Source organism: Micromonospora sp. S-DT3-3-22 (genome assembly GCF_015354745.1).
Lineage (GTDB): Bacteria > Actinomycetota > Actinomycetes > Mycobacteriales > Micromonosporaceae > Micromonospora > Micromonospora wenchangensis.
The window spans coordinates 37,480-56,294 of record NZ_JACGMO010000013.1 but is presented as its reverse complement, the minus strand read 5'-3'; the positions used below and the strand labels follow the sequence as shown (position 1 = coordinate 56,294).

The 18,815-nt window shown below is 71.8% G+C and carries 30 protein-coding genes; 2 read left to right on the top strand and 28 right to left on the bottom strand.

The window, feature by feature from the left end:
• The gene (locus H1A17_RS05925) at window positions 1–339 is read right to left on the bottom strand and encodes a hypothetical protein (protein ID WP_194821306.1); all 339 of its coding nucleotides are present in this window, start codon (window positions 337–339) and stop codon (window positions 1–3) included.
• A 76-nt stretch (window positions 340–415) separates the two neighbouring features.
• Between H1A17_RS05925 and H1A17_RS05920 the strand changes: the two genes are divergently transcribed.
• Window positions 416–913: a hypothetical protein gene (locus H1A17_RS05920; protein ID WP_194821305.1), complete on the top strand. Its 498-nt coding sequence runs from the start codon at window positions 416–418 to the stop codon at window positions 911–913.
• On the opposite strand, the gene H1A17_RS05915 is transcribed toward H1A17_RS05920, so the two are convergent.
• The 14 genes from H1A17_RS05915 to H1A17_RS05850 all read right to left on the bottom strand — a co-directional run bounded on the left by H1A17_RS05915 (window position 910) and on the right by H1A17_RS05850 (window position 11,085).
• Window positions 910–1,317, bottom strand: coding sequence for a DUF3168 domain-containing protein (locus H1A17_RS05915; RefSeq protein WP_194821304.1), 408 nt, complete (start codon window positions 1,315–1,317; stop codon window positions 910–912). The two genes, H1A17_RS05920 and H1A17_RS05915, sit on opposite strands and share 4 nt — an antisense overlap.
• Window positions 1,314–1,706: a hypothetical protein gene (locus H1A17_RS05910; RefSeq protein ID WP_194821303.1), complete on the bottom strand. Its 393-nt coding sequence runs from the start codon at window positions 1,704–1,706 to the stop codon at window positions 1,314–1,316. Before H1A17_RS05910 ends, H1A17_RS05915 begins: the two co-directional genes overlap by 4 nt.
• Complete coding sequence (locus H1A17_RS05905) at window positions 1,706–2,119, bottom strand: DUF6093 family protein (RefSeq protein WP_194821302.1); 414 nt, start codon at window positions 2,117–2,119, stop codon at window positions 1,706–1,708. Before H1A17_RS05905 ends, H1A17_RS05910 begins: the two co-directional genes overlap by 1 nt.
• Complete coding sequence (locus H1A17_RS05900) at window positions 2,104–2,505, bottom strand: hypothetical protein (protein WP_194821301.1); 402 nt, start codon at window positions 2,503–2,505, stop codon at window positions 2,104–2,106. Before H1A17_RS05900 ends, H1A17_RS05905 begins: the two co-directional genes overlap by 16 nt.
• A 65-nt stretch (window positions 2,506–2,570) precedes the next feature.
• Window positions 2,571–2,978, bottom strand: coding sequence for a hypothetical protein (locus H1A17_RS05895; protein ID WP_194821300.1), 408 nt, complete (start codon window positions 2,976–2,978; stop codon window positions 2,571–2,573).
• Window positions 2,978–4,033: a major capsid protein gene (locus H1A17_RS05890; protein WP_194821299.1), complete on the bottom strand. Its 1,056-nt coding sequence runs from the start codon at window positions 4,031–4,033 to the stop codon at window positions 2,978–2,980. The genes H1A17_RS05895 and H1A17_RS05890 overlap by 1 nt, the downstream gene beginning before the upstream one ends.
• Window positions 4,034–4,044: 11 nt before the next feature.
• Complete coding sequence (locus tag H1A17_RS05885) at window positions 4,045–4,767, bottom strand: hypothetical protein (RefSeq protein ID WP_194821298.1); 723 nt, start codon at window positions 4,765–4,767, stop codon at window positions 4,045–4,047.
• A 59-nt stretch (window positions 4,768–4,826) separates the two neighbouring features.
• Window positions 4,827–5,582, bottom strand: a complete 756-nt coding sequence (locus H1A17_RS05880; RefSeq protein ID WP_194821297.1) for a hypothetical protein — start codon at window positions 5,580–5,582, stop codon at window positions 4,827–4,829.
• Window positions 5,583–5,633: 51 nt separating this feature from the next.
• Window positions 5,634–6,695: a hypothetical protein gene (locus tag H1A17_RS05875; protein ID WP_194821296.1), complete on the bottom strand. Its 1,062-nt coding sequence runs from the start codon at window positions 6,693–6,695 to the stop codon at window positions 5,634–5,636.
• On the bottom strand, window positions 6,682–8,112 hold the full coding sequence (locus H1A17_RS05870; RefSeq protein WP_194821295.1) for a phage portal protein: 1,431 nt from the start codon (window positions 8,110–8,112) through the stop codon (window positions 6,682–6,684). Before H1A17_RS05870 ends, H1A17_RS05875 begins: the two co-directional genes overlap by 14 nt.
• A gap of 18 nt (window positions 8,113–8,130) precedes the next feature.
• Window positions 8,131–9,813 (bottom strand): hypothetical protein, encoded by a 1,683-nt coding sequence (locus tag H1A17_RS05865; RefSeq protein ID WP_194821294.1) that lies wholly within the window; start codon window positions 9,811–9,813, stop codon window positions 8,131–8,133.
• Window positions 9,800–10,339 carry a hypothetical protein gene (locus H1A17_RS05860; protein ID WP_194821293.1) on the bottom strand — a complete coding sequence of 180 codons (540 nt, stop codon included), beginning with the start codon at window positions 10,337–10,339 and terminating at the stop codon, window positions 9,800–9,802. Before H1A17_RS05860 ends, H1A17_RS05865 begins: the two co-directional genes overlap by 14 nt.
• Before the next feature lie 156 nt (window positions 10,340–10,495).
• A complete protein-coding gene (locus tag H1A17_RS05855; RefSeq protein ID WP_194821292.1) occupies window positions 10,496–10,762 on the bottom strand; it encodes a hypothetical protein in 267 nt (88 codons plus the stop codon).
• Window positions 10,759–11,085, bottom strand: coding sequence for a hypothetical protein (locus tag H1A17_RS05850; protein WP_194821291.1), 327 nt, complete (start codon window positions 11,083–11,085; stop codon window positions 10,759–10,761). Before H1A17_RS05850 ends, H1A17_RS05855 begins: the two co-directional genes overlap by 4 nt.
• Before the next feature lie 65 nt (window positions 11,086–11,150).
• Here H1A17_RS05850 and H1A17_RS05845 point away from each other — a divergent pair, with 65 nt between their 5' ends.
• On the top strand, window positions 11,151–11,750 hold the full coding sequence (locus tag H1A17_RS05845) for a hypothetical protein (RefSeq protein WP_194821290.1): 600 nt from the start codon (window positions 11,151–11,153) through the stop codon (window positions 11,748–11,750).
• 155 nt (window positions 11,751–11,905) lie between these two features.
• Here the strand turns inward: H1A17_RS05845 and H1A17_RS05840 are convergent, their stop codons facing one another.
• The 13 genes from H1A17_RS05840 to H1A17_RS05780 all read right to left on the bottom strand — a co-directional run bounded on the left by H1A17_RS05840 (window position 11,906) and on the right by H1A17_RS05780 (window position 18,749).
• Window positions 11,906–12,130, bottom strand: coding sequence for a hypothetical protein (locus H1A17_RS05840; protein WP_228542999.1), 225 nt, complete (start codon window positions 12,128–12,130; stop codon window positions 11,906–11,908).
• A gap of 97 nt (window positions 12,131–12,227) precedes the next feature.
• On the bottom strand, window positions 12,228–12,422 hold the full coding sequence (locus H1A17_RS05835; RefSeq protein WP_194821288.1) for a hypothetical protein: 195 nt from the start codon (window positions 12,420–12,422) through the stop codon (window positions 12,228–12,230).
• 99 nt (window positions 12,423–12,521) lie between these two features.
• Window positions 12,522–12,767, bottom strand: coding sequence for a hypothetical protein (locus tag H1A17_RS05830; protein WP_194821287.1), 246 nt, complete (start codon window positions 12,765–12,767; stop codon window positions 12,522–12,524).
• Entirely contained in the window at window positions 12,764–13,363 is a 600-nt protein-coding gene (locus tag H1A17_RS05825; RefSeq protein WP_194821286.1) for a hypothetical protein, read from the bottom strand. Before H1A17_RS05825 ends, H1A17_RS05830 begins: the two co-directional genes overlap by 4 nt.
• Window positions 13,360–13,770: a DUF6248 family natural product biosynthesis protein gene (locus H1A17_RS05820; RefSeq protein ID WP_194821285.1), complete on the bottom strand. Its 411-nt coding sequence runs from the start codon at window positions 13,768–13,770 to the stop codon at window positions 13,360–13,362. Before H1A17_RS05820 ends, H1A17_RS05825 begins: the two co-directional genes overlap by 4 nt.
• A complete protein-coding gene (locus tag H1A17_RS05815) occupies window positions 13,767–14,411 on the bottom strand; it encodes a hypothetical protein (protein ID WP_194821284.1) in 645 nt (214 codons plus the stop codon). Before H1A17_RS05815 ends, H1A17_RS05820 begins: the two co-directional genes overlap by 4 nt.
• Entirely contained in the window at window positions 14,411–14,830 is a 420-nt protein-coding gene (locus tag H1A17_RS05810) for a hypothetical protein (RefSeq protein ID WP_194821283.1), read from the bottom strand. Before H1A17_RS05810 ends, H1A17_RS05815 begins: the two co-directional genes overlap by 1 nt.
• A 91-nt stretch (window positions 14,831–14,921) precedes the next feature.
• Window positions 14,922–15,734 carry a phosphoadenosine phosphosulfate reductase gene (locus tag H1A17_RS05805; RefSeq protein ID WP_309236711.1) on the bottom strand — a complete coding sequence of 271 codons (813 nt, stop codon included), beginning with the start codon at window positions 15,732–15,734 and terminating at the stop codon, window positions 14,922–14,924.
• A gap of 3 nt (window positions 15,735–15,737) precedes the next feature.
• Window positions 15,738–17,306 carry a hypothetical protein gene (locus tag H1A17_RS05800; RefSeq protein ID WP_194821282.1) on the bottom strand — a complete coding sequence of 523 codons (1,569 nt, stop codon included), beginning with the start codon at window positions 17,304–17,306 and terminating at the stop codon, window positions 15,738–15,740.
• A gap of 10 nt (window positions 17,307–17,316) precedes the next feature.
• The gene (locus H1A17_RS05795; RefSeq protein WP_194821281.1) at window positions 17,317–17,517 is read right to left on the bottom strand and encodes a hypothetical protein; all 201 of its coding nucleotides are present in this window, start codon (window positions 17,515–17,517) and stop codon (window positions 17,317–17,319) included.
• Between the two features lie 10 nt (window positions 17,518–17,527).
• The gene (locus H1A17_RS05790) at window positions 17,528–18,004 is read right to left on the bottom strand and encodes a helix-turn-helix domain-containing protein (protein ID WP_194821280.1); all 477 of its coding nucleotides are present in this window, start codon (window positions 18,002–18,004) and stop codon (window positions 17,528–17,530) included.
• Window positions 18,001–18,390, bottom strand: coding sequence for a hypothetical protein (locus H1A17_RS05785; protein WP_194821279.1), 390 nt, complete (start codon window positions 18,388–18,390; stop codon window positions 18,001–18,003). Before H1A17_RS05785 ends, H1A17_RS05790 begins: the two co-directional genes overlap by 4 nt.
• Window positions 18,387–18,749, bottom strand: a complete 363-nt coding sequence (locus H1A17_RS05780; protein ID WP_194821278.1) for a hypothetical protein — start codon at window positions 18,747–18,749, stop codon at window positions 18,387–18,389. Before H1A17_RS05780 ends, H1A17_RS05785 begins: the two co-directional genes overlap by 4 nt.
• Between the last annotated feature and the right edge of the window lie 66 nt (window positions 18,750–18,815).

Here is an 18,815-nt window from a genome sequence, read left to right as displayed (position 1 = left end):
TCAGCTCCGGACCAGTTCGGCGGTCACCGAGGTGGTGCCGGAGTAGGTGACCGTGGCGACCCCGGTCGACCGGTTGACGTGGCCCGGCAGGATCCGCAGCCACCGCCGGCCACTGGCGGGCACCGACTGCGCCACGGTCGTTCCGGCGTTGCCGACGGCGGTCACACCGGGGTCGGTGATCGTGACCGTGATCGGCGACCCGCCGCCGTTGTTCACGACCAGCAGCGCCCCGTACAGGCCGATGTCGCTGCCGGAGATCGTGTCGGACGAGTTCACGGCCACCGCCGAGACGGACACTGCCGTCCCGCCCGGGACCGAGGTTGCGGTGAGCAGCGCCATCGGCGCACCCCTCTCTGTGTGTCGTGATCCCGTCTCCGGGCATAGATCGGCGCGCGTGCCCGCTACGGTGCGCCGCATGAACCTGGACCCCACCACCCGCGAGCGGGTAATCAGCGCCTACGCCGACGGGCAGGACGCAGCCGACATCGGCCGCCGATACGGCCTCACCCGCCACGACGTCGAGCAGATCGTCGCCGGGGACAACACCGAACTGGCCGTCGCCGCAGCCCTCCGGAAGCCAGCGCCAGCGCCCGTCATGGCGGCCGTGGTCGTCGTCGCTCTGTACGGCACCGTGCAGCTCGCCGCAGTCACAGCCAGTCCCGACTACCTCTTCGGCTTGCCCTTCAAGCTGCTGGCCTTGGCTCTCGGTGTCCTCATCTACGGCTCGCTCGCCTACGGGATCTGGCGAGGATGGCGAGCTGCCCAGTGGATCGGCTTGCTCGGCGGGGTCTTGGCCGTCATCAGCGCGGCGGTCGCCGACCAGCGCGACACCCTGGGCATCCTCGGCGGGGCGCTACTCGTCGCGCTGCTGGTCGCGCCCGAGCAGTCGCGGGAGTGGTTCGCCCGCCGCTAGGCCGGCACCGACTCCAGCCTGTAGACATCAACCCGGTCCATCACGAGCGTGCCGGTGGACTCGTCGCGCTGCGGCGGCTGCCCCTCCTCGCGGCGGATCGGCCAGCACACCCGGCCAGCGACCGTCGGCACCTGGTCGAGCAGAGCCGTCCGCACCCGGTCCCCAAGGGCCCGCGCCGCCGCACTGTTGCCGCCCACGCTGTGCACGTAGGCCCGGAGCACGAACCGCTCCGACTGGCCGTCCATCGGCGTGCTGTCGACCAGCTCCGGATCGGCGTCGGCGAAGTAGAGCAGCACGTACGGCGGGAGCACGTCCTTCGGCACCGCCCCGTCGAGCACCCTCAGCGACCCCGGAGCGCCGGCCAGGAGGCCCAGCACCGCGTCGGCGTGCGCCCGGGCCGTCATCGTCCCTCCAGCAGCCGCACCGCGAGATCCTCCAGCGCACGCTCGAACTTCGGCTTCTCCGCGTCGGCGGCCGGTGCCATGTGAGGGCGCGGCGGGTTCTTCGCCGACCCGTACTCCAGCAGGTTGCCCAACGCGCCCTGCCGCTTGTCCTTGTCCGGGCCGATCTCCGCCACGAACGTCGGGCCCGCCAACTCACGGGTGTCGTACGAGATCGAATACGGATACGCCGGGGCATGCTTCAACCCCTGCACCCTGGACTGGGCATCCTTCTTGATCTGGAACGCGGCGCGCTGCACCACCCCACGCACCCGATCGGGTGCCTGCACCAGCACCTCGTCCAGGTCGTGCTGCCACTGCTTCAGCTCGCCCGTCTCGATCCGCTCGCCCATCAGCTCGTCCGTTCCGTCACACCCACCCGCCGCGCCGTCGCATGGGTCTTGTGGGCCAGGTCCCGCACCAGGAACACACGCCCCGGCAGGTCCGGGTCGTGGACCGACGCGGTGATCGTCACCTCGTCGCCCGCCTCCAAGCCCACCACCGACATCGGCAGGTGCACCTCCAGGCGCAGCATCAACTGGAAGTCCTCGCCGACGTCCTCCTGCGCGGCCTGGGCGCTCGGCTGCTGCACCCGGCACTTCCCGGCATAGAGGTCCTCGTACGTCACGATGACGTTGCCGTCGTCGTCGGACTCGTCACCCTCACCCGTCCGTCGGCGGATCGTGCACGCGTCCACCATCAGCGCCTCGGCGGCCACCCGACCACGGGCCAGCAGCGCACCCACATCCATCAGCACCGCCTCCACGCCGGCCGAGGTACCGGTGCCCCCGGGCGGATCGTGAACGCCCCCACCGCCGACAGGCCGACCGCCCGGCGGATACGTTCCACCTCACCGTCGGTCAGTTCCGCCGGAGCCAGCGCCTCAGCCGCCCAGGTGTCGGTTTCGGAGTAGTCGTCGATCTGCCGCGACGTCGACCGGCGCCCACCCGGGTTGTCGACCATCCGCCGGGCCAGAGCCAACGCCACGCCCTTCAGGGCGGTGACATCGGTCAGGGCGTCGTATCGTTCCCCGCCGACCACACCCCGGATCTCCGCTGTTACCAGCGCCAGCACCAGGGCGGCGGTGGCCGGTGCGACCGTTGTGGCCGGCGGGTACGCCTCCAGCTCGGCCTGCGTGAACAGGTCAGGCACCGCTCGCCTCCTCGAGGTGGTGGTCCGGCCGGACCGGGCCCGTGTCTACCCGGCCCGGCCGGAGATCACTCGGTGGGGACGTCGGCCGCGTCGAGCGCCTCGATGACGGCCTCGCGGGACGCGTCCGCCGGCACCTCGACGCCACGCCGGTCCGCGTACTCCCGCCACGCCGGGGCACCCGAGCCAGCACCACCCTTCGGCGGCGGCCCGTCGTCGCCCCGGCCCTGGCCGGCGTCGGCGTCGGCGTCGCCCGGCTCGTCGCCGTCCAGCTCGGCGAGCTGCGCCAGCAGACGGGCCCGCTGCTGCTCCCGGGACTCACCCGGCGCGCTCGGCGCCGGTCGGCCCGCCCCGTCGAGCAGGTGATCGCCGACCAGGTCGGTCGCCCAGTCCGGCAGGGACCCGCCAGCGGCCAGCAGCACCGGCTCGCCCGTCTCCGGGTGCCGGACCACCGTGTTGTCGGTCAGCCGCCGCATCACAGCACCTTCACCGACATGATGAGGTCCGGGTCGGTGACGACCGGCATCGCGATGCCGGCGACCATCGTGCCCGTGTGGACCGGGTTCTCCGACTCCATCGCTACCGCCACCAGGCCCGGGGCGTTCTCGTCGCCGAGCGCCTGCGCGCGGACCAGCTTCTTCGCCTCCTCGGTCGTGCCCCACTGGGTCTGACCGACGGGCATGCCGCCCTCGTTGCCCGGCTCCTCCGGCAGGAAGACGATCCGGTCGTCGGGGATCTGCCGGCGCATCACACCGGTGTGGTCCGGGACCATCGTGTCGTCGATGATCAGCCGGGGCAGCTCCCGGTCGGTGAGCGCCTGCCGCACGCTGCCCGCACCGATCGACGGCGGGGCCCCGAGCAGGCTGCCGAAGATGTTGCGCAGGTCGGAGTCCTTGAGCATGACGTTCAGCACCCGCGTGCTGGTGATCATCACCCCGGGCATGACCTCGGACCCGGTGGTCGTCTTGTACACCGTCTTGTAGGTATCCAGCTGGCCGAGGATGTCCGGGCTGCCGCCGTTCCACAGCGTGCCGGCGGTGAAGTAGTGCTGCGCCGGGATACCGAAGTCGACGCTGCCGAGCTGGAGCCGGTTCTCCGGGGCCGTTGGGGTGCCGACGGTGACCTTCCCCGCCCAGATCGCCTCACCCTGCGCCAGCATGATCCGCTGGAGGGCACCCCTGGTCAGGGTCAGCAGGTCCTGGTCGAACACCTCGGCGATGGCGTCCTCGTCGCCGGCCGCGCGGGCCGCGTCGAGCAGCTGGGAGTCCTCCTCCAGCAGCCACAGGATGCCCGACAGGGGCAGCATCCGGCCGGTGACCTCGGTCATCTCACCGCGGTCCATCGGCACCGCCGGGGTGTTCCACGGCCGGAACGGGATCGCCCGGCGCAGCGACCGCGCGGACCGGCGGAACAGGTACCGGTGGTCGCGGCGGGTCACCGACGGCAGCCACCGCTGGAGGATGCCCGCCGGGAACGGGATCTGACGGGCCGCGAGGGTCAGCTCCTCGGGATCGGTCAGTTCGAGAGCCATGGTCGCCATGCTCAGGCACCCACCTTGTCGAAGTAGATGTTCGGGGCGAGCTCGGCCTCAGCCGCGGCGTCGAACCCGCTGTTCGCCGGGAGCAGGTCCTTGTAGACCCGGCCCCGGTAGTAGAGGGCCGCGTCGACGTGCCGGCCCGCCCGAACCTGCTTGTCGCCGAGCAGGAACCCCTTCGCGACCTCCGTGCCGCCGGTCCCGAGGTCGGTGCCGCCGCCGGTGGTCGTCGACACGGCCACCGTCGGGCTGGACCCGCCGGTCAGGGACGCGCTGGACGCGGTCATCTGCGCCACGTTGGTGTTCGCCAGCGCTCCCACGAAGGTGACCGTGACCGGGGTGCCCGGGTGCGGGCCGCCGGCCGTGGTCACGTTGCCCGAGCCGATGTTCGACAGCGCTTCCAGGGCGGTGCGGACCTGCGCGGCCGTGGCGTTGTACGGGATCGCCGCCGTGGTCTGCCCGCTGAACGTCAGCGTGTACGTGCCGCCCGTCGGGGTGCCGGTGATCGTGACGGTCTGCACCTCCTCGGTGCTCCCGCCGTACGGGGCGAACCGGTTGGTCGCGGTGACCAGCGCGAGCGTCGCGCCTGAGGGGATGTTCCCGTCGGCGTAGACCGCCAGGACGGCGTCCGCGTCGAGGGTGATGGGTGCACAGTCGACCGGGAACTCGCCGGCCCACGCGGGACCGCCGGCACGCCGGGTCGTCTTCGTCACCCCAAGATCGCTGTACATGGGTGTGATCCCTCATCTCTGGGTGGGTGACCCCGACGGCGGTACGCCCCGGGGATAGGTCAGGTGCCGGCCGGCTTGCGAATACCGAGCCGCTCCAGCCGCTTCGTGGCCCGGTCCGCCGAGGTCGGCTTCGCGCCGCCCCGGTTGCCCTGCGACCGGTCCGGCTTCGGCCCCTTGCGCTCCGGCTCGGCCGCCTTGACCGCGAGGTACGGCTTGCGTTCCAGCAGGTCGTCGAGGGCCTCCGCGATCGCGTCACCGTCGATGCGGCTGCCGTCGAGGAAGTCGTCGACGCCGTGCTCACGCAGCAGCAGCGCCGCCGCGTCGGCCGGGTCGGCGAACCGGCGGGCCTTCGCCTCGATCTTGTCCAGGACACGATCGTTGAGCGTCTCCCGCTGCGCCTCGGCGCGGGCCTCCCGCCGGATCTGCTCGGGGTCGACCTGGTCGTCCCCGCCGTCGCCGCCGGGCTTCCTCTTGGCCAGGAGCGCCTTCACCTCGTCGGGCGTCTTCACGCCCAACTCCCGGGCCAGCGCGGTCCACGGGCGCAGGTCAGCGCGGGCCTTGTTCCGCTGACCCTTCATCGTGTCGAGGGCCTTCTTCCCGGCGTCGCGCAGGTCGTCGGCGTCACCGTCGCCCTGGTCGTCGCTGTCGCCGTCGCCCGTTTCCCCGTCGTCGTCTCCGGTGCCGGAGTCGTCGTCCGGGGCTCCGCCCTTGACGGGCCAGATCGGCTGGCCGTTGCGGCGCAGACCGATCGCGGTGAGCCCGGTGAACGGGTGGACGGGCAGATCCGGCCCGAGGGCCGGCAGGTGGATCCTCATCGTGACTCCGTTGCGGGGTCGGCCCCGACGCCTTGCGCGCCGGGGAAGTCTCTACAGCAGGTAGCCGAACCGCTTGAGCAGCCTGATCGCTTCCTGCCGGTCGTTCCCGGCGATGGCCAGGATCGACTCCGGCATCAGCCGGGGCGTCTTCGCCGACCGGTACCGCTGACCCTCCAGCTTCACCCCGGTCTGCTTCGCGCCCAGCCGAACACCGGCCACACCCCGGGTCGTCACACCCTCCGAGGTGATGAACAGGGGCCGGCCGTACACGTCGACCGCCTCCAGCCGGCCGCGGTCCCGGCCACCGCGCAGCATCCGCGCCTCAGCGGCGGTGATCCGCGCGCCGGCCGGCGTCAGGCCGCGAGCACCCTTGCGCGCGTTGACCACCTGCGAGATGTCCGCGCCGAGGCGGATCGCCTCTGCGCCGGCCGCCGTGAACACCCGGTCCTGCTCCGCCGGGGACAGCGAGTCGAAGAACTTCCGGGGGTCGGTGCGGATCTCCTCGGCGGTGTCCTCCCGGGCCGGTACGTGCACGCAGTCGCAGCGCGGATGCCGATCGAACCCAGCGTTGTAGCGGTAGTAGCGGCCCGCCAGGACTACACACCGCGAGCAGGATCGGCCCACCAGCATCCGCCGGTAGCCGGGCACGTCCCGCGCCACCATCGCCACCTGGTCCGCGACCCGACCAGCGTCCGCGACCTGCGTCCGCACGATCATGTCGAGGGTCGCCGCGCCGCCGGCCAGCGCCTCGTCCACGGGTGCTCCCGCCTTGACCCCGACCAGCGACGTGACCACCGGCCGATACAGCAGGTCACCCAGGTCCCGGCCGTCCGAGGCGACGCCCGCCAGGGCCTGCGGCGGCACCCGGCCGGCCGCCGCCGACGTCACACCCTGGACGTCCAGGATCTCGTCGAGGTACCCGTCCGCCCGACCTGCCGCGGCGACCTGCGCCCCGGTCAGCAGCACCAACAGCCGGGCCAGCGACTCCAACCACGAATCGCCGATCCGGGCCGGGTCCACCAGGGCCCACAACCGGCCTGCCTCGGCGGCGACCGCCAGGGCTAGCCGACGCCGGGCCGCGGAGTGGTCCTGGGCGACCTCAGCCGCCGACATTGGCGTCGGCCGGCGCCGGTGGGGGCACGTTGCCGGCCAGGCCACGGGCGATCTCCGCGACCGGGTCGCGGGCCTCCTCGGCCGCGAACAGTTCGGCGAGCTTCTTCCGGCGGGCCGCCGAGTAGCCGAGATCCACCCACGCAGCCTCACGCGGGATGATCTTCTGCTGCACGAGCTTCACCGCCGCGTCAGCCGCCTGCGCCCGGGTCGGGGTGGCCGCCGACCGCCACTGCGTCTCCAGCTGCTCCATCCGCGGGTCCCAGCGGCCGTCCCGGATGCGAACCGCGATCTTCATGGCCCGCTCGTACGCCGCCTCCAGCGCCGTCTGGAAGTCCTCGACCTGCTTGATGACCCTGCTCTCGTCGGCGAGGATTCCCTCCGCCGAGGGCGGGTTCGTCGTCGCCTGGCCGAGGTAGCGCATCGGCAGCCCCGACACCCCCGAGACGAGCTTCGCGTACAGGCTGACGATGGTGTCGAAGTTCGCCAGGTCAGCGGCCGAGAACGCCCCGAACTTCGCCTCCGGGTTCGCCGAGGCCCACAGCGCGCCGAAGTACGCCTCCCACGTCGGGAGCGTCTCGCCCGTCTTCGGGTCCCGGAAGTCAGCCGGCGTCAACCCGGCCGCCCACCGCTGCGGCACCGCGAGCGCCTCGGTGGCGACCTGCCCGTTGGTCAGCGCGCGGGCGGCAGCGTCCGTCAGGCCGATGATGCGGGTGAAGATCGACCGGCCGTCGCGCTTCGCCAGCCGGGCGCCCCGGACCAGCGGCACCACCGGCACCACCCCGAGGTTGTGCACGTCGCGGTCGACCTCAGCCCAGGCCGCGTTGCGCCGCTCCAGCCAGATCGTCTCGTTCGGCTGGTAGAGCGTGGCGTGTGCGACGCTGGGCGCAACGCTGGTGTCGGTGTAGAACTTTGCCGCGGCGACCGGCTGCCGGGTCCTCGGGGACAGCTCGACGGCCATCTCGTCGGACGACTCCACCGTGATCAGCGGAATCTCCGCCGTGCGCTCCCGGTCGTCGTCACCGCCCTCCGCCGACGGGGCGTCCGGGGTGTCCGCGTCGCCCGCCCCGATGGTCAGGAAGCTCGCGCCCCGCACGATCGCGTCCAGCTGGCCCAGCTTCGACTCGGCGTCCAGCCCGTTGGCCTGCCAGATCCGCCAGAGCTCCTCGTCCGCCTCGGTGGCGTCCGGCAGCTCGAACCCCTCCAGGGTCGTACGGGCAGAGATCTCATCGGCGTACGTGCCCGGCCAGGCCGCGATCGTCAGGAACCGGCGCAGCTCCGGCGGGATCGCCAGGCCCAGCTGCTCTACGCGCTGCTCGCCCTCGTAGTACGCCTCCAGCACCCGGTTACGGCGCTCCGTGCGCATCACCTTGATCTGGAGGCGGTTGAGCAGCGTCTTCTCGTCGTCGCTGAGAGCCACCCGAACCTTCCCCCCTGGCTAGCGGAACACGAGCACCGTGGTGTCGACAGGTGCGGCGGGAATCCACAGGCCGGCGGCGGTGACATCCCCGGCGGCCTCGTGGCACAAGATGGACGTCACCGCCGCATCGATCTTGCGACCGTCCTCAGGCTTGGTCAGGACGTACCGCGGGTTGTCCTTGGTGCCGCCTGGGCGTGGGTCCTTGTGAGTCGCTTCGACGTGGTCCCTGGTGGTCGCGCAACCGTCGTGCGAGAACGTCGAATTCGCCTTCGTGATGTCGGTGAGCAGCCGCTGAGCGGCGGCATGCATCTGCACCACCCGGTTGGTGTACCAGCGGATGACGACCTGCTCGCCGTACTTCGCCGCCCAGGAGTCGATCTCCGTCGTCCACCAGGCCGGGTCGGCGTACATCCGCACCACCTGGAACCGGCGCATCAGCTCGGCGAGCGCACTGGCGACCTCAAGACGAGGCACCTGGCCACCCCAGTCGGCCGGGTCCCAGATCGTCGGCGTCCGCGACCCGACCGGCCCGTACATCGGGGTGAACTGGTAGCCATCCTCGGTTTCGGCCCGGATCGCCGTCCAGTCGTCGATGTCCGAACCGTCGAAGCCGAGCACCACCATCGTGCCGTCCGGCACCGACCGCACCGACTCGCGGGCATTCCACGTTTCGATGTCCTCAAGCCAGACGCCGGCGCCGGCCTTCATCCGGTTGCCGTAGAACCGCTCGGCCTGGGCAAGCTCGCCCTTCTCGATCAGTTCGTTCGCGAAGCCCTCGATCGCGTCGAGGTGAACGTGCTTCGACCCGGCGTACACGATCTGGTGGATCTTCCGCCGCTCAGCCTTGTTCTTGTAGCTGAGGTGCGACGGCGGGGGTCGGTAGAACTTGAAGATCCCCGGGGCCTTCGACTGGTAGGACATCTGGGCCTGCGACCGCTGCGTCGGGTCGAACGCGTTCGTCGTCTCCTGCGAACGGCCCTGCATGCCCGCCAAGCCACGGTTCTGCGTATCACCGACCATGGTCATCTTGTTCTGCTTAGTCCAGATACCGGTCTCGTCCTGCGCCGCGTACGTGATCGGGTTACCAAGGCGGGACTGCGCGCTGGAGGTCACGACGTCGATGCGGTTCAGCTCCGGGTCGTCGTCGTCAGTGCCCAGAATCCGGGTGAACTCCTCGCCGACCCTCATCTGGTCCGACAGCGGCCCCTGCTTGATCATCGACTTGAGCGGCCGGTAGATGTTGTCCGTCTGGTCCGAGCTGGTCGCCGTGATCTGGATCAGCGGAGTCGGCCAGCGCATCGCCATCGGCTCACCCGGCGCGTACTCGTACTCCCAGCCACACCCGCAGCCGTGATCCGAGCACGCCCAACCGTCACCCCGGCCTGCCCAGCCCGCGAACAGTGCCGGGCCGACAGCCTCAATCGCCACGCCAGTCGCCGACCACGGGCCCTTGCCGGTCTTCTGCGGCGCGATGACCAGCGACCGCCGGTGGTAGAACGCGGTGCTCAGCAGCGGCTGCTCGGGAATCCACAGCGCGTCCTCCCGGACCCGGTAGTGGTTGAGCGTGCACCACTCCTGCCATGGGTACATCTCGAACGGCTGACCACGGCGGAAGCCGTCCGGGACGACGCAGTGCGCACCCACCCAGTCGATCGTGATGAACAGGGTAGGCCAGGCGACCACGAACTCAGGCGCCTCCACCGACGACCTTGAACCGGTCGCGGGCCAGCGACCGGGCTGGCACCGTGGGGGCTTTCTCCTCGCGCTTCGCAGCCACCTGGTCGGCGGCGATCTTCCAGCCGTTGAAGGCCAACCCTGCCGGCGTCAAGCCGATCTGGTCGGCAAACCGGTGCAGCGAGTTCTTATCAGCTGCGGTTCCTTCCGCCGACTCGCAGATCACCGAGGTTCGCACCCACATGGCGACCGCGTGCCAACGCCACGGCTCCACCGACCAGGCGGCGGCCTGGGGGGTACGCCACGCCCAGGTCCACAGCGCCAACTCGCGCTTGCGACGGGCTGCCGTGGCCTTCTCGTCGAACTCCTTGACCCGCTGCTTGTCCACGAAGTAGACGTCGTACACCGGCACTCGCGGCAGCGGGAACGTCGGCACCTTCCCGTCGAACCCCGCGGCGGGCAGCGCGGTCAGGGACACCCCTCGCTTGGCGGACTTCTGCGACGTCGGATCCGGCTGTGGGCCGGACCGGTTACGGGCACCACCGGATCCCATGATGATCTCCCTCAACCGCCTTGCGCGGCATCGGCGGTCGTCACCTTGCGTGACCAACCGTGGTCGTTCTGGAAGTTTGAACCCTGCGGACCTCGAAGAGACCTCCCCGGCGGTCCTCTGACCTGGGGGTCCGTGGGGGAGTCCCCCCACCCCCGATTACCCAGAGTGATGGTCGGCGGGGTCACCCGAGTTGCTGAGGTAGTCGATGACGGCGATGTCGATCCAGTCGGCTCGCTCGCGCAGTTCACCCACCGTCGTGTGGTACGCGACCGCCGTCTCGTACTGCTCGGGTGTCAGCTCGTCACCCATGGCCAGGGCAAGCGCCTCCACCTCGTCGGCGCGACCGCGCATGAGGGCGACGAGGTCGGGCGCGCTGAGGTAGACGGTGCCGTCGATGGTGCGGGCCTCGATGGTGGTGCTCACCGGTCGCGCCTCCATCCTCGGTTACAAGATCGATGTTCGGGTCCGCGCCAGGTGGTGCGGTCGTCGGTGTGCCCGAGGTCCCACAGCTGGCCCGGCTTGATACGCCGTTCGGGCATGACGCAGGTCGGGGCAGCGCAGTCCACCTCGCCGCGTTCGACGGCGGGCCGCCAGCGTTCGCGCTCCTGCTCGTGGGCGGGGCCGTATCCGCGCTGCTGGCGGGTGCCGCGTGCCCGGTCGGTGGCCCGGGTGTGGGTGGGGCACCTTCCGGTGCTGACGAGCTCCGGGCAGCCGGGGCTCGCGCAGACCTTGAGTGCGCGCGGCACGGACCCTCCTGTCGGCTTTCCGTCGCGGGCTGGACCCCGCATCAGCGGGTAATCACCCTGGCCGGATGCGTAGATCCCTTGCTGTCGTGGCCGTTGCGGTCGTCCTGCTCACCGGGTGCGGTACCGACGAGAACCGCGACCAGGAACCCTCAGCCAAGCCGCCAGCCTCGTCAGGCGATGCCGTCGACCCGACAGCGTCGGCGCCGGTGCTGGAGGGTGCCCCGTCGTCTACGGCCCGCTGGCCGGACGGCATCACGGCACGCCTGCTGAAAGTGGAGCGGGTGCCGAACGACTGGGGTGTGGACGTGGCGAAGAGCTGGGCCATCATCCGGGTGCGGCTGGAGGTCGCCAACACCGGTGCGGCCCCTGTGCCGGTGGACGGTGCAGGCTACATCCATCTGTTCTACGGCGTGAACCGGACGCCTGCGGACGGCCCGACTGGGTACGCCTACCCCGACCCGGAGGAGGAACGTGAGAAGGGGTTGACCTCGAAGAACCCTACGCGGATCGTGGCCGGCTCGAAGGTGGTGTTCACCCAGTCTTTCAAGGTGCCGGTCGCAGAGCTGGGGTCGTTGACCGTGTCGGCGGAGCCTCCCGCCGAGGAAGGCTTTCGTGACCCCTACGTCTTCGTCGGCGTGGACAAGGTGCTCACCGGGGTGAAGTGAGGGTGTGCGGGCCGGCCACCACCGCCAGCAGCCGGCCCGCTCTCCCCGCACCCCTGCACGTCCCGTCCCTGGACGCACGACAGCCCGGCGGGACCTGAGTGGTCGACCTACCGGGCTGCGGGCACACCTCGCCTACGAGGTGGATGAACAAATGATCAGGCGGCGGGGGTGGTCAGGTCAAGTCGGCGGGGTCGTCCGCGTGTCGAGGTGCGGGTGGCCAGCTCGATGGCGGCGGCCTCGTCGATGGGCGAGTAGCCCTGGACGGTGGTGAGGCCCTTGCGGTCGCGCCACCGTCGGATCATGGCGGGGGTGACGTCGGGGCCGAGGCGCTCGGCGAGGTCGGCGGGGGTGCCCCACTCGCGTCCGTTGACGGTGATCACAGAGCCTCCCCCGTAGTGATGATCTTCTAACAGAATCGTCATTATGATGCGCCGCATTTGCGGCCTTATCGGACACGGGACCGTTTTATGACGGGTATCAGGTGCCGGTCGGCCGGGTGAGCGACCGCTCCAGGGCGGCCACGTACGCGCGGCCGTCGGGGCTGGTCCGCCAGCAGGGTTCGACGGCGGCGGCGCGAAGGCGGTCGAGGTAGGGGGAGATCACGGGCACGTATCCCCAGACGTAGCGGGATCGCCTGCGTCGGGTGAGCCGGCGGCGGAGGCTGCGCGTCATGGTCGTCTCCTCGGGTCGGGTGGCCCGGGGCGCGCGTGCACCCCGGGCCGGACGGGTCAGGCGGTTCGGCACGGCCCCCGCGACCGCGCCGAGGTGTGGTCATCGCATCGGGGCGTAGTGCTCGCCGGAGCAGCCGGCGGCCGGGTGGACGTCGGCCACGTCCGCACAGCCGGCTTCGGCAATCGCTTGGTGGTCGTCGCAGGAGGGGAGGGCGACCCAGCCCCAGCCGGGGGCGCGGCCGATGATGTGGACGGTGGCGGCTTGGGTGCAGGGCGGGGCGTCGAGGTCTGCGGCGTAGGCGCAGCCGTCCGCGGTGTCGCTGGGGAGTCCGACGAAGGGCTTCACCGGGTCGCCCCCGCGACCGCACCGAGCACGGACGCCTTGGGCCAGATGCCGTTGCAGGCGGCGCACACCACGGCCCGGTCCGTCTCCGGCCCGACAGTGGTCACCTCCAGCCGTCGCTGGCGGCAGTCGGGGCAGGGGTGCGGCCCGCTGAGCGCCACTCTGGCGGCTCCGATCCGGAGCACCCGGCGTGCGGACTGGTCGAGGTGACTCAGGGCCTCAGCGGTCTTCTGGGCGGCGTGGGCGGACATCGCCGGGATGGCCCGACGGATGCGGGTCACCGGGTCCATGCCGGGCGCACCCGGGAGCGTGCCGGCGACGGGGTCCAGGGCGCGGAGGAGGTCGCCGAGTGCGGCGGCGGCCGGGTCGGGTCGGCCGGGGGCCCATGCGCCGATGGCGAGGTCCGCAACGGGGTCGCCGTGGCCGCCGAGGCCGTGCCGGCGGCCGAACTGCTGGGACGGGATGCCGATGTCGATGCTGCCTCGGTCGCCGTCGACGGCGTCGGCGATGGCCGCGCGGGCGGCGGTCTCCAGGCGGGCCAGGGCGTCCGCGAGGGAGTCGGCGGCGGCGGTGGCGTGCAGGTGGTGCGAAGAGGTCACAGCAGCTCCATCAGCGAGGGTTGCGGGGTGTGGTCGGCGAGCGCCCGGTCGGTCGAGGCGATCCGGTGAGCGCCCGTGCGCCGGCCGGCGGTGCGTGCGGGGGCGGCGAACAGCGGGGTGACGGTGGTGTGGCAGGTGCAGTCGCACAGCCACCGGCAGGCGCGGCCGGCACGCCATACCGGGGTCAGGGCGGCGTGGTGGTTGCTGCTGACGATGTACGTCTCGGGGTCGGGTTGGCCGTGGCGGTGCCATTCCTGGGTGCGGGGGCACTGCCCGCAGTTGCCGTTGCCGCAGTGGCCGCTGGGGCCGCCCTGGCAGGGGCAGCGGGTGGGGTCGGGGGTGGCGGCGAGGTAGCCGGCGGTGAGGACGGTGTCGCGGATCCATGCGGCGACGTCGGCGGGGATCATGCGGCGTTCCGGGCGGCGCGTTTCGCGGCGGCACGTCGGCGGCCGGTCATCCGGGCGGCGGTGGTCGGTGCGGCGGCCCGGTCACCACCGGGGGCGGCACGGCGGTCGCGGCCCCACAGGGTGGAGGGCTGCTCGCCGTCGTGCCAGAGGACGAGGAACCTCTGGCGGGCGCGTCGGACGGCGGCGCAGAACGTGTAGTAGCGCATACCGAGGGCGTCGGCGGCCTTGGCGTAGTCCTCGTGGGCGGCCAGGGCGAGCAGGGTTTGCCGGTCGGCGTCACGCATGCACGACCAGATCTGCCACAGGCCGAGGCTGTCGACGACCCGGTCTTCGTGGGTGTGGGTGACCTGACGCAGCGCCCAGTAGCGGACGGCGTTGACGGCGGTGTCGTTGGTGTGGTGGGAGACCCCCCGGTGCCGCATGTCGTCTTGGGTGGCGGCGTGCAGGACGTAGCGGGCGTAGCGGAGCAGGTCCTGCCGGGTGGGATTGTCGGCGGCGTAGAGGTGTTCGGCGACGGCGGACCAGGCGATGTCGTACCGGTCGTGGTAGTCGGCGGCGTGGTGGGACCAGTCGGTGGCGACGGCGTGGCGGGCGATCTCGTGGAGGTCGGCGAGGTTGTAGCCGTGGCGGAGTTCGTGCATCAGGACACCTCGGGGATGTGCAGGGTGGTGATGGGGCGGCCTTGATAGGTGGGCGCGGCCGGCTCGGTGTCGGCGGCGGGCAGCGGCGGGCGGTCGGCGGCTTGCCGGTCGGCGTCGAGGCACTGGCTGTGGTTGACGCACCAGTGCTGACCGAAGGCGGTGATCCCGCCGGGGAGGTGGGCGGCGGCGGCGATACCGCGGGCGAGGGCGTTGAACACGGCGGCGGTCTCACCGCGTTTGCCGCCCCGGAACTGGAGGATGTCGCCTTTGTGGGCGACGGTGTCGGCGCTGTCGGCGGCCCAGCGGCGGATGCGGTCGTCGCGGTGTGCGGGTGGGAGGGCGGCAAGTTCGAGGATCCAGAGGGGCACGGCGGCTTGCAGGGCGATGATGAGGCCGTCACTGCTGGGCGGGGCGGTCACCGGGTCCTCCAGGTGCGGGCTGCGGCGAGTGCGAGGGTGGCGGCCACCCCCGCCACCAGTGCGGCGGCGAGGGCGGCCAGACGACGGCGGGTCACGTGAAGCACGAGCTGTTGTCGCATTCGGCGTCGTCCTCAGTACCGGTGAGTTCGTCCTGGGCCATGACGACCGCTTCGGCGAGCGGACGCCCGTGCCGGGTGAGGTAGACGGGGTCCTTGCCGATCTCGCGGCGGGTGCGGTTGATGCGCTCTTCCAGGTCGCAGGCTGCGGCGAACTGCTCGGGCCTGTCCCGGCGCTCTTCGGCCCAGGTCGCCAAACGCTTCATCGGGCAGAACCAGCAGGCACTTTTGGGCGGGATGGGCAAGCCGGCGAGGCGGATGATGCGGGCGCAATCGTCGCGTCGCATCGGCGGGTTCTGGTCGAGCAGCGGGTAGACGGGGCGCTCGTAGGGCTGGGCTTTGCGCTGGTTGACGCGCCACACCTCGTCGAGGCTGATGCCGATGCCGACGACGGCGGGGTTGTCGGTGCTGGCCCCATGCTGGCGGAGCCACTTGCCGACGACTTGGATCTTGAATTGGGCGGTGCAGGTGCGGTTGCCGGGTGCGCCGTTCGCCATCCGTACGGGGATCTCAACGGAGCGGGAACCCTCGCGGTGCAGCTTGGTGTACAGGGTTTCCCGGGTGCCGTCGCGGCGAGCGCGGTGCAGCTCGTGGAGCTGGATGCCGTGCAGCGCGGCGTAGGGCTTGGCGTACTGCTCGACGTACTCCAGGGTGGCCGGGTCTTCGCTGTCGTCGCCGACGTTGGCGAACAGGAAGATCGGGAAGTCGATGCGGCCGGTGGCGGCCAGCACGAGGGCGGCGGTGGATTGGACGCCTCCGCCGTAGCTGAAGGTACGCAGTCCCTGCACCGGTCAGCCCTCCCGCGTGCTGGCCGGGCTGTTGGCCGGGCACGACGCGGCGAAGTGGCCACCCCGCATCGTCTCGGACGGCCCGTGCAGCTCACACCCGGTCGCCTCGGCGGTGCGCACCACGTACCCGCAGGGGGCTTTGGGGCAGGGGCAGGTGGCCTCCAGGTCGGACGGGCCGGTGCCGCGGGTGACGTGGTAGCCGGTGGGCGGTCCGCCGAGGTGGTCGTCCACGCGGCCGGCGGCCACGGCGGCCTGGTGCTGGGCGGCGTCGCGCTCGATCTGCGCGAGGGTGGCGGCCTTGGCCAGGTCGGCGTACTCGGCCAGTGCCGCCCGCCACTCGTCGACCTCGGTCACCCGCACCCAGCCGGTGCGCAGGCACGGCTCCCCGGGGTGGCTGGTGATGCACATCTGTCGGACGGCGGAGGTGAGGGCGGCGGCGAGCCGCTCGGCGACGTCCAGCGCGCGGGCCGGGCCGGAACCGGGGGACGGCGCGTGCACCGCCGGCTGGCTGTCTCCCGCGTCGGGCCCGTAGGTGTCGATGAGGCATTGGCGGCATTCGTCGTCGAGGCTGACGTCATGTTCGCATCGGCCGACCTCCTCTTCCTCGTCCTCGGGTTCGGTGGCCAGCATCAGGGCGGTGCAGGTCTGCCCGTACTTGTCGTGGATCTCGTCGAGGGTGTGCAGCCCGTAGAGGGGGTGCTGCCAGCGGCCGTCGGGGGCGGTCCGCCAGATGACGTCGCGGGTGTCGATGCGGACGCTCTCAGCCCGCTCCATGGCGTCGGCGAGGCGCTCGCAGTCGTCCCGCTCGGCGGTGCCGTCGTCGTCGGGGTTGTCGGCCCAGGCGTCGAGGCGGTCGGCGGCCCAGCCGATGCCGAAGCCGAGGGAGTCGGCGGCGTGGTCGTCGGCGAGGAGCCGCAGGTCCCGGGCGGCGGCGCGCAGGACGGCCGGGAGGACGGCCGGGTTGTCGGCCGGGGCCGGCTCGCCGACCGTGTCGTGGGCGGCCCATGCCCGGTCGGCCTGCTCGGCGAGGTCCCGCAGCCGGGTCAGCAGGGTGCCGTTGGCGCGGAGCTGCTCGCGGAGTCGGTCGGCAACGCTCTGGGCGTGGTCGAGGTCGGCTGTCACGTTGTCGAGCTGCTCCCGGGCCTTGTCGCGTTCGCGGATCACCTCGTCGCGGTCGCGCATCATGGCCCGTCCGTCGGCCTGCTCGCGGTGGAGCTGGATGCGGAGGTCGTCGCGCTCGACCTCCAGCGCGTGGGCGGTGGCGCGAGCCTGGTTGAGCCGGCTGGCGGTGGAGTCGCGGTCGACGGCGCACTGCCGGATGAGGTCGGCGACGGAGGCGACGGGGTGGGCGTAGCCGGCGGCGTTGAGGGCGGCCCAGGCGTCGGTGATGGTGCTCAGTGCCTCGTCGCGTTCGCGCTCGACGGTGATGGCGATGCCGTGGGCGCGGTGAGCTTCGGCCCGGAACTGGTCGCGCTCGACTTCGACGTCGTGGGCGGCGGCCTGGGCCTCGGCGAGCTGGGCGGCGGTGGACAGCTCGGTGGTGCGGAGCGGGATGCGGTCGGTGTCGGGCACGGCGGTCTCCTCAGGCGGTCGCGGGCTGGCGGGTGGCGGGCTGGTCGAGGCAGCAGGGCTGCCCGATGGGGGCGGGGCAGCCGTGGAGGCAGGTGCCGCAGGCGGTCTCCTCGCGGGGGCAGCCGGCGGGCGCGTTGGGGCAGCAGGGCGGGATGCCGGCGGGCTGCCCGGTGTCGGTGACGTAGACGGTGGTGGGCGGGGTCGGGGGCACGGCGGTCTCCTCAGGCGATGTCGTGGGCGGGGAGGTGGACGTCGACGACGGGCCGGTCGAGGGGCGGCTCGTCGCGGTGCGGGCGGCCCGGGATGGTGTCGATCGGCTCGGGCTCGGCGGCGGTGAGCTTGCCGAGGGCGGACCGGAGGATCGGCTCGTCGCCGAGCTGGAGCCAGGCGCGGGCGGAGTCGGCCAGGGCGCGGATCTCGGCGGGGGTGAGGGCGAGCAGGGCGGCCCGCGTGTCGGCGGCAGCCGCTTCCTCGGTGGGCACGAGGGTCAGGGCGAAGCCGAGCGCCCCTGCGTAGGCGCGGAGTTTCTCGACGCGGGGCAGGTTGTGGCCGCATTCCCAGAGGGAGAGTGTGGCGAGGTTGAGGCCGGTGGCGTCGGCGACGTCGGTGGCGCGAACGCCGAGGATGGTGCGCAGGGTGCGGAGTTCGGCGATGAGCGGGTCGACGATGCGGTCGGCGGATTGGCGTCGGCTGGTCATCGGGTTACCTCGTCGTCGGCGGGGGTGATGTCGTTCAGCGGCGGCTGCGGGATGTAGCCGGCGTCGGCGAGCAGGCACAGGAACCGCTCGCCGGTCATCACCACGAAGCCCTGCCCCGGGGACGCCTTGCCGCGGCGCTTGATCCAGGCGGCCCCGACCGACGCCCGGTCGTTGCGGCGTTCGGTCTCGGTCTCGTCGAGCCACGCGGCGAGTTCGGTGCGGGCGGCGCTCTTCGCCTCGATGACCACCCCGGGGATGCCGGCGATGTCACCGCGGTCCTTGACGCCGTTGAGGGTGCGGCGCTCGGCGTACGGCACCCCGTTGGCGAGGAGGTAGCCGACGATGGCGGATTCCCAGGCGGTGCCCTTGCGCTTGCTGGCGCTCATTTCTCTCCGATCAGGTCGTCGAGTGTGAGTTGGGTGGGACCGGTGCATTGGTGTTCGGCGTGGATGGTGCCGCGCAGGGTGTTGGCGGTAATGCGTTCTGCGTCGCGGTGAATGAGGTGCCGGTTGCTGGTGAGTACGTAGGTGGCGAGTCCGTTGAGAAGTGCGGCGATTTCTGCTTGGCGGTCGAGTAGTGGGGCGGCGTTGACGCGGGCGGTGAGTCCGTCGTCGAGGGCGGTGAGGAGTGCTGTGTGGCAGCGGTGGCAGCGGGTCTCGGTGGCGGTGGTGGAGGCGAGGTGCCGGTGCCGTGGAGGGGTGTCTGCCGGGTTTCGGGCTTTCTCGGGTTTTTGGCGGCCAGTCATGGAAGCCGTCCCCACCGCTCCGTGACGCTGTGTAGTTGCTTCGTCGTACGCGGGCGCGCGGGGGGC

Excerpts from the sequence above, each read along its gene's own strand:
- H1A17_RS05920 (WP_194821305.1), top strand. The coding sequence starts at position 416 with ATGAACCTGGACCCCACCACCCGCGAGCGGGTAATCAGCGCCTACGCC.
- H1A17_RS05785 (WP_194821279.1), bottom strand. The coding sequence starts at position 18,390 with ATGAGCGCCAGCAAGCGCAAGGGCACCGCCTGGGAATCCGCCATCGTC.
- H1A17_RS05875 (WP_194821296.1), bottom strand. The coding sequence starts at position 6,695 with ATGTCGGCGGCTGAGGTCGCCCAGGACCACTCCGCGGCCCGGCGTCGG.
- H1A17_RS05835 (WP_194821288.1), bottom strand. The coding sequence starts at position 12,422 with ATGACGCGCAGCCTCCGCCGCCGGCTCACCCGACGCAGGCGATCCCGC.
- H1A17_RS05895 (WP_194821300.1), bottom strand. The coding sequence starts at position 2,978 with ATGCGGCGGCTGACCGACAACACGGTGGTCCGGCACCCGGAGACGGGC.
- H1A17_RS05815 (WP_194821284.1), bottom strand. The coding sequence starts at position 14,411 with ATGCACGAACTCCGCCACGGCTACAACCTCGCCGACCTCCACGAGATC.
- H1A17_RS05885 (WP_194821298.1), bottom strand. The coding sequence starts at position 4,767 with ATGTACAGCGATCTTGGGGTGACGAAGACGACCCGGCGTGCCGGCGGT.
- H1A17_RS05860 (WP_194821293.1), bottom strand. The coding sequence starts at position 10,339 with ATGGGATCCGGTGGTGCCCGTAACCGGTCCGGCCCACAGCCGGATCCG.
- H1A17_RS05820 (WP_194821285.1), bottom strand. The coding sequence starts at position 13,770 with ATGATCCCCGCCGACGTCGCCGCATGGATCCGCGACACCGTCCTCACC.
- H1A17_RS05880 (WP_194821297.1), bottom strand. The coding sequence starts at position 5,582 with ATGAGGATCCACCTGCCGGCCCTCGGGCCGGATCTGCCCGTCCACCCG.
- H1A17_RS05780 (WP_194821278.1), bottom strand. The coding sequence starts at position 18,749 with ATGACTGGCCGCCAAAAACCCGAGAAAGCCCGAAACCCGGCAGACACC.
- H1A17_RS05915 (WP_194821304.1), bottom strand. The coding sequence starts at position 1,317 with ATGACGGCCCGGGCGCACGCCGACGCGGTGCTGGGCCTCCTGGCCGGC.
- H1A17_RS05845 (WP_194821290.1), top strand. The coding sequence starts at position 11,151 with ATGCGTAGATCCCTTGCTGTCGTGGCCGTTGCGGTCGTCCTGCTCACC.
- H1A17_RS05910 (WP_194821303.1), bottom strand. The coding sequence starts at position 1,706 with ATGGGCGAGCGGATCGAGACGGGCGAGCTGAAGCAGTGGCAGCACGAC.
- H1A17_RS05890 (WP_194821299.1), bottom strand. The coding sequence starts at position 4,033 with ATGGCTCTCGAACTGACCGATCCCGAGGAGCTGACCCTCGCGGCCCGT.
- H1A17_RS05790 (WP_194821280.1), bottom strand. The coding sequence starts at position 18,004 with ATGACCAGCCGACGCCAATCCGCCGACCGCATCGTCGACCCGCTCATC.
- H1A17_RS05925 (WP_194821306.1), bottom strand. The coding sequence starts at position 339 with ATGGCGCTGCTCACCGCAACCTCGGTCCCGGGCGGGACGGCAGTGTCC.